The 12,262-nt window shown below is 74.2% G+C and carries 8 protein-coding genes and 1 pseudogene; 6 read left to right on the top strand and 3 right to left on the bottom strand.

The window, feature by feature from the left end; translation table 11 throughout:
- Positions 1-220: 220 nt before the first annotated feature.
- Positions 221-730, top strand: a complete 510-nt coding sequence (locus ACFXHB_RS11520; RefSeq protein ID WP_380573766.1) for a GtrA family protein — start codon at positions 221-223, stop codon at positions 728-730.
- Between the two features lie 218 nt (positions 731-948).
- Here ACFXHB_RS11520 and ACFXHB_RS11515 read toward each other — a convergent pair whose 3' ends face one another.
- Positions 949-2,466, bottom strand: a complete 1,518-nt coding sequence (locus ACFXHB_RS11515; protein ID WP_380573765.1) for an MFS transporter — start codon at positions 2,464-2,466, stop codon at positions 949-951.
- Between the two features lie 112 nt (positions 2,467-2,578).
- On the opposite strand from ACFXHB_RS11515, the gene ACFXHB_RS11510 reads away from it, so the two are divergent.
- Together ACFXHB_RS11510 and ACFXHB_RS11505 are read left to right on the top strand one after the other, a co-directional pair.
- Complete coding sequence (locus ACFXHB_RS11510; RefSeq protein WP_380573863.1) at positions 2,579-3,058, top strand: MarR family winged helix-turn-helix transcriptional regulator; 480 nt, start codon at positions 2,579-2,581, stop codon at positions 3,056-3,058.
- A 308-nt stretch (positions 3,059-3,366) separates the two neighbouring features.
- Positions 3,367-3,621 (top strand): annotated as a pseudogene (locus ACFXHB_RS11505) (dienelactone hydrolase family protein); the annotation flags it as partial.
- Between the two features lie 139 nt (positions 3,622-3,760).
- Here the strand turns inward: ACFXHB_RS11505 and ACFXHB_RS11500 are convergent.
- Positions 3,761-4,219, bottom strand: coding sequence for a LysE family translocator (locus ACFXHB_RS11500; protein WP_380573764.1), 459 nt, complete (start codon positions 4,217-4,219; stop codon positions 3,761-3,763).
- Between the two features lie 357 nt (positions 4,220-4,576).
- Between ACFXHB_RS11500 and ACFXHB_RS11495 the strand changes: the two genes are divergently transcribed.
- Positions 4,577-4,852 (top strand): hypothetical protein, encoded by a 276-nt coding sequence (locus ACFXHB_RS11495; protein ID WP_380573762.1) that lies wholly within the window; start codon positions 4,577-4,579, stop codon positions 4,850-4,852.
- A gap of 155 nt (positions 4,853-5,007) precedes the next feature.
- Here ACFXHB_RS11495 and ACFXHB_RS11490 read toward each other — a convergent pair whose 3' ends face one another.
- Positions 5,008-5,718 (bottom strand): ABC transporter ATP-binding protein, encoded by a 711-nt coding sequence (locus ACFXHB_RS11490; RefSeq protein ID WP_380573761.1) that lies wholly within the window; start codon positions 5,716-5,718, stop codon positions 5,008-5,010.
- A gap of 354 nt (positions 5,719-6,072) precedes the next feature.
- On the opposite strand from ACFXHB_RS11490, the gene ACFXHB_RS11485 reads away from it, so the two are divergent.
- Together ACFXHB_RS11485 and ACFXHB_RS11480 are read left to right on the top strand one after the other, a co-directional pair.
- On the top strand, positions 6,073-9,378 hold the full coding sequence (locus ACFXHB_RS11485; RefSeq protein ID WP_380573760.1) for an FtsX-like permease family protein: 3,306 nt from the start codon (positions 6,073-6,075) through the stop codon (positions 9,376-9,378).
- On the top strand, positions 9,375-12,251 hold the full coding sequence (locus ACFXHB_RS11480; RefSeq protein ID WP_380573759.1) for a hypothetical protein: 2,877 nt from the start codon (positions 9,375-9,377) through the stop codon (positions 12,249-12,251). The genes ACFXHB_RS11485 and ACFXHB_RS11480 overlap by 4 nt, the downstream gene beginning before the upstream one ends.
- The last annotated feature ends 11 nt before the right edge of the window (positions 12,252-12,262 follow it).

Below are 12,262 nucleotides of genomic sequence, written 5' to 3'. Positions count from 1 at the left end.
GTCTGTTGCAACGACCAATGTGGCCGCTATTGCGTTGCATCCATCTCTATTGCAACGATGACAGGGCTATGGGCTGTGCAGATGGTGATGTGGCGCCACTTTCTTGTTGCGCATGGCGCGAAGGCAACGTAGCGTTTCTGTCATTGGAAACAGAGTTGGCGAATCGTGGGGGCCCCGGGGCGGGCGTTTCGCGGGGTCGGTCATCACAAGGGGGCGGATCATGGCGACGGCAGAGAGCCGGCAGCGGAAGGCACCTGGCGCGATCGCCGCGTTCGCGCGCTTCGTGCTCAGTGGCGGCGGCGTGGGTCTGGCTTCCAGTCTCGCGGTGGCCGCCCTCGCGTACCGGATTCCGTGGGTGCTGGCCAATGCCGTGGTCACCGTGCTCGCCACGCTGCTGGCCACCGAGATGCACGCCCGCTTCACGTTCGGCGCGGGCGGGCGGGCGTCCCGGCGTCAGCACGTGCAGTCGGCCGCCTGCGCGGCGGCCGGCTACGCGATGACCTGTGCGGCGATGGTCCTCCTGCGACAGACGGTGGCATCGCCCGGAATGCTGCTCGACCAGGTCGTCTACCTGTCGGCCTCCGCGCTCGCCGGCACGGCGCGGTTCCTGGTGCTGCGCCTGGTCGTCTTCGCCCGCGACCGCTCGCGGACCGCTCCCACCGCGCGGCCCGTGGCCGTGACGCACGGCTCGGCCCGGACCGATCCCGCCGAGCTGTGCCGCGCCGCCTGACGATCCCGCCCCTGGTGGTGCGGCCCTCCGCCACCAGGGCGAGAGCGCCGCAGGCACGGGCCCTGAGGCCTGATGACCTAGCGCTCAAGGCCGGCCCCACGTCCACCCGTCGCCTTCGTCCGGGCGTTTCCCCGTGGCGTGCGGTCGGGCGGGGTTGCCCGGTGGTCCGACATCGGTCCGGGGAGACCGCTTCGGTGGGCGCTCTCCCCAGCCGTGTTTCACGCGGCGACGTTCTGCCTGCTGCCGGAGTCGCCGGCGGTCGTCTCGGGGGAGATGCCGTGCTGCTCCCCTTCGGGGCGCCCCTTCTCGGGCAGCAGGAAGGTGATCGCGAAGAAGGCCACCAGCAGGCACGCCTGGACGATCAGCGCACGGTGGAAGCCGCCGGTGAAGTCACCGGTCTCGGCCCGGGCGAAGAACACCGAGCCGAAGACCGCGACGCCGATGGAGCCGCCGACTGCCTGGACCGCCGACAGGACACCGGAGGCGGATCCGATCTCGTCGTCGTCGACCGCGGCCAGGATGAAGCTGAACAGGGCCGCGATCACCATGCCGGCGCCGATGCCCGCCACCGCCACGCCGGGAGCGATGTCCCAGATCGAGAACGAGGCGGCGTCGAGGTCGTCGAGCTCGAACCACAGCACGGCCGCGCCGGCCAGCTGGACCAGCGGTCCGATCTGGAGCACCTTGCGGCCGATCCTGTCCGCGAGGAACGCGCCGCTGACCGCGCCGCCGATCGCGGTTCCCACCGCGAGGGGCAGGTTGCCCAGGCCCGCCTCGCCGGCGGTGAAGTGCCGGCCGATCTGGAGGAACAGGGTCAGCACGAGCTGGGTACCGATGAGCCCGCCGAAGAACAGGGCGATGCCGCCGAGCCCGACGGTGAAGGCGGGCTTGCGCAGCAGGCCCGGGGTCACCAGCGGCTCGCGGCCCGCGGCGGCCGTGCGGCGCTGCTGGAGGGCGAAGAGGGCGAACCCGACCGCCGACGCGGCCATGGACAGCCACGTCCACGGGCGCCAGCCGTTCTCCTGGCCCTGGTTGAGGGGCAGTACCAGCAGGGCGCAGGAGATCACGACCAGGGCCGCGCCGGTCAGGTCGACCCGGACCGTGCGGTCGCCCGCCTTCCTGGGCACGAACGTCGCGGCGACGATCAGTGCCGCGACGCCGATGGGCAGGTTGATCAGGAACACCGACCGCCAGCCCAGGTCGAAGAAGTCGCCCTCGATGAGGAAGCCGCCCAGGACCGGGCCGATGATGCCGCCCAGGCCGAGGACGGGTCCGAAGATCGCGAAGACCTTGGTGAGCTCGGGGCCGGAGAAGTTCTCCCGCAGCAGGCCCAGGCCCTGGGGCAGCAGCATCGCTCCGGCGGTGCCCTGCAGCAGGCGGAAGGCGATCAGCGCCTCGATGTTCGGCGCGGTCGCGCACAGCAGCGAGGCCGCGGTGAACGCCGCGAGTCCGATCAGGAACATCCGGCGCCGGCCGTGGCGGTCGCCGAGCCGGCCGCCTAGCACGAGCCCGGCGCCCAGGGTGAGGGCGTAGCCGCCGATCACCCATTGCAGTCCGACGGGACCGGCGCCGAGGGATCTCTCCAGGTCCGGTCCGGCGACGTTGACGATCGAGGCGTCCAGGAGATCCATGATCTCCGCGACGATCATCACCACCAGGATCAGCCATCGCCACCGGTAGGGCCCGGTCGCCCTGTCGGGGATGGGGGACAGGTCACTCACGCCAGATACCTCCATGGTGAAGTAATTCCACCATGAAGGTAAATTGGTGAGGGTAGGTTGTCAAAGCGGGCCGCCCACCTGGACGCCCGGCAGGCGAGACGAGGTGGCGGTCCCGGTGGAGGAAGCGATGGGCGACGGCGTCGCGGCGCGGCGCGAGCGGCTGATGGAGGGGCTGCGGATCTACGGCGGCCACTACGCCGAGTTGGGCCGGCGCTTCGCGGCATGGCTGGGCCTGCACTCCACCGACGCGACCGCTGTCCTGGAGATCGCCGCCGCCGAGGAACGCGGGACGCCGCTGTCACCGGCCCGGCTGAGCGAGCGCATCTCCCTGTCCACGGGCGCCACCACCGCCCTCCTGAACCGCCTCGAAGCGGCCGGGCACATCACCCGCACCCGCGAGCACTCCGACCGGCGCGTCGTCACCCTGCGTAGCGGTCCGCACATCCAGGAACGGGCGGACGAGTTCTTCGGCCCGCTCGCCGAGCGCCTCGACGCCGCGATGGCCCCTTACCCGCCACAGCTCCTGGAGCGGTTCGAGCGGTTCATGACCGATCTGAACGCCGCCATGGACGCCCACCTCGCGGAGCCGAGCCCGGTGGCACCCTGAATCCCCGGCGTCCGAGGAGGCCGCTCGACGTGTCGGCCACTGCCGGTCCGCCGGCGATGAGCGGCAACGGAGCGGTGAACACCGCGCCGGCCCGGACCGCACACTGGACAGCGGGTCGAGGACATCCGCCTGTGCGCATCGGACGATGGTGCCGCAACGGGCTCGGCGGGCCCGGCGGGTGAGCTGGTCCACGACGAGGCCCGAGGTCCGGGGTGGAAGCGGGCCGACGGTGTGGCGGGGGCCGCGCCGTTCTGTCGCCGGCCGACAACCGGCCAGATCAGGCGCGCAGGACACTAGAGTCCGGTCCCATGTCGATGGTTACCACCCGCACGGTCGAGTATCGGGCCGACGGTCTCACGATGATCGGGCACCGCGCGCTTCCGGCGGGTGCCGACCGCCGTCCCGCCGTCCTGCTCGGGCCCGAAGGGCCGGGCCTGAACGACTTCCGGCGCCGGCGGGCCGACGCCCTGGCCGAACTCGGTTATGTGGCGCTGGCCTTCGTCATCAACGGCGGGCGCTGGTTCACCGACCCCGCGGAGATGTTGGCGCGCGCGATCCCGCTGAGCGGGCCTGGCGCGACATCGTCGGGCTGCTCGCCGAGTGCCTGCCCGTCACGGAGTGATCCCGGATCCACCCCTCGGGTCCCGTGCCGGCCCGCCCCGTGCCGGCCCGCCCCGTGCCGGCCCGCCCCGTGCCGGCCCGTCAGCGCAGGGCGACCGCCGCGCCCGTCCGCTCGGTGGCGATCCTGACGGCGAAGCCCGCCAGCGCGGTGCCCATCACATAGCGGTGCACGCGCTGCCAGAGCGGGTGTCGCCCGAAGAACCCGGCGACCGAGCCCGCCGTCACGATGAAGAACGCGTTGCCCGCGACCCCCATCGCGATCTGGGTCAGCCCCAACAGCACCCCCTGCAGGCCGACATGGCCGAGCGTCGGGTCGACGAACCGCGGCAGCAGGGAGATGTGGAGGATGGCCACCTTGGGATTGAGCAGGCAGGTGAGGAAGCCCATCAGAAACAGCTTGCCGGTCCCGTCCTGCGCCAACTCCTGGTTCGTGAAGGCGGATCGCCCGCCCGGTCGGACGGCCTTCCTGGCCGAGCACCGAGCCGGCACCGTCAGAACTGCCGCTGACAGAACTGCCGTGACTGCTTCCGGTCGACACACCCGTTGCCGTACGACGTCACCAGGTGGACCGCGGCGGCGTATGCGAACAGATCGAAATGGGAGGCGACGTGCGCGGGCCGGGGCGTGCGTTTGTCGCGGTTCCTGAGGCTTTCCGTCGTGGGTGGGACCGGCGGAGGGTTCTCGGGCGCACGGTAAGCCTCGCTGGGCGGAGCGCAGGGCGATTCCCGGGCTCGACCATTCGCGGAACCGGTCGGGCGGAGGTGTCGGCCTCGTGCGGACGGGTGCGGCGAGCGGAGTCCGGCTTCGGTGGGCCAAGGGGGTCCGCGACGAGGCGTGGCCGCCCCGCCCCCCGGCGGCCGGGATGCGGCTCGTGCGGGCCGGGGGCAGGGTCGAGGTATGAGCGGAGTGATCGTGCTGGTCGAGCTGGAGCCGTCCACGGAGGTGCTGGACGCGGAGGAGGTCGACGTGGGCGCGCGGATCCGCTGGGTGCACGCGGCGCCGGCCGATACGGAGGTGCCGGAGGATCCGGGGCCGGTCACCTTCTGCGGGATCGGGACGGGAGATCTCGAACGGGAGGGCTACCGGCCGTCCGGGCCGGGGGCGCCCTGGTACCCGCCGTCCCAGCGCACCCGGCGCTGCCGCGAGTGCGAGGCCGCGCTCAGGGCGCTCTGAGCGCGGCGCCCCGTCGGCCCCGGGCTGCCCGTTCGGCCCTGGGGTTGCCCGTTCGGCTCCGGGCGCGGCCGGTCCGGGCCGGTGCGGGTGGGGCCGGACGGGCAACCGTTCCCTGCCCCGACGGGCGGCGCCGGTGCCCGGACGGGCCGAGGGGGTCAGACCTCGGGAGTGTGGATGTGGCCGTCGCGGAGTTCGATCACGCGGTCGGCGAGTTCCATCAGGGTGGGGTCGTGGGTGGCGACCAGGGCGGTGACGCCCTGGCTGCGGACGACGGCGCGCAGGAGCTCCATGATGGAGCGACCGGTTTCGGAGTCGAGTTGGCCGGTGGGCTCGTCGGCGATGATGAGGTCGGGTTCGTTGGCGAGGGCGCGGGCGATGGCGACGCGCTGCTGCTGTCCGCCGGAGAGTTCGGCGGGCCGCTGGTGGGCGTGCTCGCTGAGGCCGACGAGGGCGAGGAGGGTGCGGGCGCGCTCCTCGCGTTCCTGGGCGGGGGTGTTGCGCAGGCGCATGGGGATGCCGACGTTCTCGGCGGCGGTGAGGACGGGGATCAGGCCGAAGGACTGGAAGACGAAGCCGATGCGGTCGCGGCGCAGGGCGAGCCGGCCGTTCTCGTCGAGCTGGTCGAGGTCGGTGCCGTCGAGAGTGATGGTGCCGCCGGTGGGGGTGTCGAGGCCGCCGACGAGGTTGAGCAGGGTGGTCTTGCCGGAGCCGGAGCGGCCTTTGAGAGCGGTGAGTTCACCGCGCCGGGCGGTGAAGGATACGCCCCGCAGTGCGTGCACGGTGCGGTCGCCGGTGCCGAAGCTGTGCGTGAGGTCGGTGACGGTGACCATACCGGTGGTGACGGTGGCGGCCGTTTGCTGCGTCATTGGGCGTCCCCCCTGGGTGTTCCTCGACTGAAGTGCGGTACTCATGACGGGCCAAACAAATGAGGTGTCCATGGCATATTGATCGGCCATTGAACCGCGCGGCGCGGCCGCGACGTTGTTGGCGTGCAGTGGGTGCCGATTCGATGTGCTGCCAACGCGGAGAATTTGCTCACTAGTTACATGATTCGCGCAAGTCCCTTCCGTTTGAAGAGTGAATCTGACAACATCGTCCGCTATCCGGTGATCAAGCGCCGGTGATCACCGTAGCGGTGTGTGACAGGCATCCATCCCGTGGCAGCGAGTGCCCGGACGGAGGTGCCGGACGCGGCCGGTATGCAGCGGGGGAGGAAGAGGATGCTCGGCTTTGTCGTGCGCCGTCTGCGCGGGCGACTGCCGTTGGCCACCGCCGTCCTACTCACGGTGTTGATCACCACGGCGGTGCTCACCGCACTGGTGGCGTTCAACCGCAGCGTGGGGGAGGCTGGGCTTCGACAGTCGCTCCAGGTGTCGGGCCAGGCCCGGAGTACCGTCCTGGTGAAGGCCGAGCACGGCCAGGACAAGCGGGCCGCGGACGACGCGGCGGTGGCCGGCTACGCCGACCGGCTCTTCGGCGGCCTGCCCGTGCACGCCGAGAGTCTGGCCCGCAGCCGTTCCTACGGCCTCCCGGCCGCCGCGGCGACCCCCGCCACCGCGTCCGCCACCGCCCCTGCCACCGCGCCCACGCCCGCCACCGCCGGCGCGCAGGCGGGGAAGCAGACCGATCTCACCCTGCTCGCCACGCTCTCCCACGACCGGGTCACCCTGGTGGCCGGGTCGTGGCCGGCGGCGGCAGCGGCCGGTGCGGGGCCGGTGCAGGTGGCCGTCCCGCAGGCGGCGCTGGTGCGGCTGGGCCTGACGGCCGGGGCGCTGCCGGCCGAGGTCCGGCTGGACGACCGCCTGAGCGGCGCGGCGCTCACCGTCCGCGTCACGGGCGTCTACCGGGCCACGGATCTCGCGGACCCGTACTGGCGGTTGGACCCGGTGGGTGGTCGCGAGATCCTGGTCGGTGGGTTCGCCACCTACGGGCCGCTACTGGTCGACGACAGTGCCTTCACCGTCGCGGGCGTTCCGCAGAACGGCCGGAGCTGGCTGCTCGGCGCGGACTTCTCCGCCGTCCGGGCCTCCGGGGCCGCTGCCGTCCGGGACCGGGCCGCCGGTCTCGCCGAAGAGCTGGGCAGGACGGCCGGCCTCCAGATATCGACCGACCTTCCGGTATTTCTGCAGGAGTTGGAATCCAGCGCGCTGGTCGCCCGGTCCACCCTGCTGATCGGCGCGCTGCAACTGGTGGTGCTCGCCGCCGCGGTCCTGTTGCTGGTGGTGCATCTGATGGCGGCCCGGCAGGTGGGTGAGAACGCCCTGCTCGCGGCGCGCGGCGCCTCGGGCGTGCGGCTGGGGGCGTTCACGGCGGCGGAGTCGTTGCTGCTGGCGCTGCCGGCGGCGGTGCTGGCGCCCTTGCTGGTCCCCTTGCTGCTGCGGGTGCTGGCGCGCTTCGGATCGTTGTCCCGGGTGCCGCTGGACACCGGGCTGAGCTGGACGTGGTGGCCGGTCGCGGGTCTGTGCGCGCTGGCCTGTGTACTGCTGACGGCGGCTCCGGCGGTGTTCCGCGGCGCCGGCGGGGCGGTGCTGCGCCGGGCCGGCCGGCGCCAGGCGCTGGTGGCGGGAGCGGTCCGCTCGGGCGCCGACCTCGCGGTGGTGGCGCTGGCGGTGCTGGCCTACTTCCAGCTGTCGCGCTACAGCGGTGGGCTGTCGGCCGATGCCGAGGGCAAGCTGGGCCTGGACCCGGTGCTGGTGGCGGCTCCGACCCTGCTGCTGTGCGCGGGGACGCTGCTGGTGCTGCGGCTGCTGCCGTTCGCCGCCCGGCTCGGCGGCAGGTCGGCGGCGCGGGGCCGGGGTCTGGTGCCGGCCCTGGCGGGTTGGCAGCTGGCGCGTCGGCCCGGGCGCGCCGCGGGGCCGGTGCTGTTGCTGGTGCTCGCGGTGTCGACGGGGGTGCTGGCGTTGGGTCAGCACGCCAGCTGGTCGGGTTCGCAGCGTGATCAGGCGGACTTCGTGTCGGCGGGCGGCCTGCGGATCTTCGGGTCGGCGACGGCGTCCATGGGTCAGGGCGGCCGGTACGGGGCGCTGCCGGGTGGCGAGCGCGTGGTTCCGGTGGTGCGGCAGGAGAATTCGCTGCCGGGCGGCGCGACGGGTCAGGTCCTGGCGCTGGACGCCGCCGGGTTCGCGGACCGGGTGCCGGTGCGGGCGGACCTGCTGGGCGGGCAGAGCGCGCGGGAGGTGTTCGCGCCGTTGGCCGAGCCCGCGCCGACCGGTCTCCAGGCCGGGCTGCCGCTGCCCGGCAACCCCCGGCGCGTCGACGTCCGACTCACCATCGCGCCGGCCGGGGAGTTCGACACGCACCCGGACGTCTGGCTGGTGCTGCGCGACCGGTTCGGGAGTACGTTCCGCGCTCCGTTGGCGGGCGTCCCCGACCAGGGCGACGCCGTGGCCACCGCCGATCTCGCGGCGCTCACCGACGCACCGGTCGGCTCGGCCGCCGCGCCGCTCACACTGGCCGGCCTGGTCGTCGTGTTCGGTTCGGACCGCACGACCGTGCTCACCGGCGACCTGACCGTCCACGGGATCGGCGTCTCCGACACCGCGACCGGACCGGCCGGTCCGGTCGCCGCGCCGGCCGGTCTGGCCTGGAGCACGGTCACCGTCCAGGGCAAGGACACGTCCGCGTCCACCGTCGTGGCCGCCGGCGCCGGCGAGCAGCGGTTGCTCAAGATCCACTACCAGAAGGGGCGCGGCGGCGTCGACAGCCTCCAGGCCGTCCTGGCTCCGGCCGGTACCACGGCCCCGGACCGGGTCGCCGGGGTCGCCACCCGCGGCTATCTGAGCGCCGTCGGCGCGGCGGTCGGTGACACCGTCCAGGTGGCGTTCGCCGGCACCACCCTGCCGGTCAGGATCGCCGGCGCCGTCGAGTCGCTGCCCGTGGTCGGGGACACCGCGCTCGCGATCGACCTCGCCACCACCGGCCGGCTGCTCGCGGCCGCCGGCCGGCAGCTGCCGGCCGCCTCCGAATGGTGGCTGCCCGCCGCGGGCCCGGGGGACACCGTGCCCGCCCAGGCCGCGGCCAAGCTGCGGGCCGAACCGGGCGGACAGCGACTGCTGCTGCGCGACGAGGTGGCGGCGGACCTGCTCGCGGACCCGATCGGCTCCGCGCCGCAGAACGCGCTGGCCGCGATCGCCGTGGTCAGCGCCGTGCTGGCGGCGATCGGCTTCGCCGCAGCGTCGGCCGCCTCGGCCCGCGAACGCGCGGGGGAGTTCACCGTGCTGCTCGCGCTCGGTACTCCGCGGCGGTGGCTGCGCCGGACGGTCGCCGCCGAACAGGGCGTGCTGGTCGCGCTGGGCAGCGTCGTCGGGCTGGCTCTCGGCGCCCTGACCGTCCACCTGGTGGTGCCGCTGGTGGTGCTCACCCCGGCCGCCCGCCGGCCGGTGCCCGAGGTGCTGGTCGACCTGCCGCTCGGCCCGGCCCTGCTGCTCGCGGCCGCGATCACCGTCGTCGCCCTGTTGTCGGCCTCCCTCAGCGGGCGCCGCCGTCGAAACGTGGCCGCCCGGCTGCGGCATGTGGAGGAGATGTGACCACCCCGGCCGGCACCGGCACGCCCAGGCCCACCGGCACGCCCAGCTCCACGGGCCCGGCGGGAACCACGGGCCCCGCGGGCACCACCGGCGCGTTGCGCCCCGCGCCCTGGGTGCGGACCAGGCTGCGGACGGCACCGCTGGCCGCCGTGCTGATGGCGGCGCTGGCCTTCGTCACCGTCCTCCTGGCCGCCGCCTTCCCCCGCGCCGTCGACCGGGGGACGGACGCCGCGCTGCGCGAGTTCCTGCACGACCGCGGCCCGTCCTGGACCAGTCTGCAGGCCACCGGGCGCCATCAGTACGACTCCGCCGACCTCGACAAGGTGGCGGCGAAGCTCGCCTCCTACCCGAACGAGACCTTCCGGCTGGCGGCCGGTGGCCCGGTGTACGGCACGCGTGGCAACAAGGCGCGTCCGATGCTGAACCCCGGGTACGCCCATCTCGACGACGACGCCCCGCCCCTGCTCGACCTGCTCTACGTGCAGGGCCTCACCGACCGTGCCGCACTGGTGGCCGGCCGGTGGCCCGGCGCGGACGGCGGCAGCGGACCGGTGCCGATCGCGATCAGCAGGAGCGCCGCCGACACCGTCAACATCCACCTCGGCGACATCGTCGACGCCGGCTCCTCGACCACCGGCGACCCGGTGCGGGCCGAGGTGGTCGGCCTCTTCAGCGCCAACGACCCCGCGGACCCGTACTGGGCCGACCTGCCCTGCCCCGAGCGGGCCTGTCTGGAAACCGCCAAGAAGCTCGCGTGGCGCACCGGCGGTGTGGTCGCCGCCGGCACGACGGACCTGATCGCCCCGTGGGGAGGGGGCGCGACGGACTTCTGGCGACTGCCCGTCGACACCGGCGCCCTGCGCGCCGACCAGTTGGACCGGACCAGGGAGGAGATCTCCTCCTACGTCGCGGGCTCCACCGGGACCCGCCTCACCACGCTGACCGGCCGCGAGGACCTGCGGGTCACCTCGGAGCTGCCGGAGTTGTTCGGGCAGGCGGTGGCGCGGCGGGACGCGGCGGCGCCGTTGGCGGCGGTCGGTCCGGCGGGGTTGGCCGGGGTGGCGGTGGTGGTGCTCTGTCTGGCGGCGGGTCTGGCGGGGGACCGGCGGGTCGGCGAGCTGCGGTTGCTGCAGGCGCGCGGCGGGTCGCGCGGCGGGGTGGTGCGGCGGCTGCTCGGCGAGGGCGCGGTGACCGTGCTGCCGGCCGCGGTGGTGGCGACCGCCCTGATGTGGTGGCTGTTGCCGACGCCGCGGTGGTGGGGGTCCGCGGTGGTGGCGCTGGCGGTGTCGTTGCTGGCCCTGCTGGGCTTTCCGGTCCGGGCGGCGCTGTTGTGGTCGGTGCCGCGTGCTCCGGGTGCGCGGCGCCGGCTGGTCGGTGAGCTCGTGGTCGTGGCGGTGACGGTGGCGGCGGTGCTGGAGGTCCGGCGCCGCGGGGTGGTGCCGCCGGGGGGCGGGCTGGATCCGATGCTGGTGGCGGCGCCGCTGCTGTTGGCGTTGACGGGTGGTCTGGCGCTGGCACGACTGCAGCCGGTGCTGGTGGGCGGCTTGGCGCGGGTGGTCGGCCGGGGCGCGGGAGTCGTGGGGTTCCTGGGACTGGCCCGGGCCGCGCGCGGGGCGGGCGGGCGGCCGCGTCCGTCGGTGCTGCCGCTGCTGGCGTTGATGCTTGCGGTGACGACGGCGGGCTTCGGCGCCACCGTGCTGGACGCCGTCGACCGGGGACGGGCGCAGGCCGCGCTGAGCGCGGTCGGTGGGGACGCGGTCGTCGGGGCACCGACCGGTGCCGTGCTGCCGCCCGGCTTCATCGCGGCGGCCGGCGCGCTGCCCGGGGTGAGGACGGCCACCCCCGTCTGGTGGGAGAGCGAGGTGTTCCTGCTCGGCGCGGACAGCGGCCCCACCCGGGTCAGCGCGCTGGTGGTGGACCCGCGGGCGTACGCCGAGCTGTCCCGGACGGTGGGGCGCGGCGCGTTCGACCCGGCCGTCCTCGCGGGTGACGACGGCGGGATCGACACGCCCGTGCCGGCGCTGTTCAGCACCGAGGTCGCGAAGAAGATCGGTGGCGGGAGCTACCGCCTGCGGATGCCCAACGGGTGGGAGCTGCTCGCGAAGTCGGCCGGTACCGTCGACGGCACCCCGGCGCTGGAGAACTCCACCCGACGCTTCGTCGTGCTGCCGGCCGGCCCGTCGACCGCGCGGCTGCCCGGCCTCAAGGGCGCCAACCTCTGGTTCGCCACCGGTGACATCGACGAGCGGCAGCTGAAGGGGCTGCTGCGCGAGCCGGCCCCGGTGCGGAGCGGTGGCGGCGCGGCGCCGTCGACCGTGGCGCCCGCGCCGTCCGGGACCGCGCCGGCGGCCCAGGCGCCGGCCGAGGCCGACGCGCCACCGGCCGGGTACCTGTTCCGCACCAGCGCGGCCCGGGCCGCCGAGCTGGCCAACGATCCGCTGCAGCACTCGGCCGGGCGGCTGTTCTGGGCCGCGGTGATCGGCGCCGCCGGGTTCGCCCTCCTCGCCGTCCTGTTGACGTTGCTCCGGGCGGCTCCGGAGCGGGCGGCGATGCTGGCGCGCCTGCGCACGATGGGGCTGCGGCCCCGGCAGGGGCTGGCGTTGATCGTGGTCGAGACCCTGCCGCAGACCCTGGTCGCGGCCGTCGGCGGGGGAGTGGTGGCGCTGGCCGCGGTCGCCCTGCTGGGGCCGGCGATCGACCTGTCGGCGCTGGTCGGCGCCCCCGTGCCGGCCGGGCTGGAGCCGGCGCTGCCGCCGGTGCTGTTCCAGGTCCTCGGCCTGGCGGCGCTGGTCACGGCCGGAGTGCTGGCCGAGGCACTGATCTCCGGCCGACGCCAGATCAGTACCGAACTGCGGGCGGGGGACCAGCGATGACCGACGCCCGC

It is taken from the genome of Kitasatospora sp. NPDC059327, from assembly GCF_042752535.1.
In the GTDB taxonomy this organism is placed as follows: Bacteria; Actinomycetota; Actinomycetes; order Streptomycetales; family Streptomycetaceae; genus Kitasatospora.
Note: the sequence above shows the minus strand (reverse complement) of the source record. Positions and strands in the feature narration are given on the sequence as shown.

Coding starts and splice junctions, on each gene's coding strand:
- ACFXHB_RS11520 (WP_380573766.1), top strand. CDS start 221: ATGGCGACGGCAGAGAGCCGGCAGCGGAAGGCACCTGGCGCGATCGCC.
- ACFXHB_RS11515 (WP_380573765.1), bottom strand. CDS start 2,466: ATGGAGGTATCTGGCGTGAGTGACCTGTCCCCCATCCCCGACAGGGCG.
- ACFXHB_RS11510 (WP_380573863.1), top strand. CDS start 2,579: ATGGGCGACGGCGTCGCGGCGCGGCGCGAGCGGCTGATGGAGGGGCTG.
- ACFXHB_RS11495 (WP_380573762.1), top strand. CDS start 4,577: ATGAGCGGAGTGATCGTGCTGGTCGAGCTGGAGCCGTCCACGGAGGTG.
- ACFXHB_RS11490 (WP_380573761.1), bottom strand. CDS start 5,718: ATGACGCAGCAAACGGCCGCCACCGTCACCACCGGTATGGTCACCGTC.
- ACFXHB_RS11485 (WP_380573760.1), top strand. CDS start 6,073: ATGCTCGGCTTTGTCGTGCGCCGTCTGCGCGGGCGACTGCCGTTGGCC.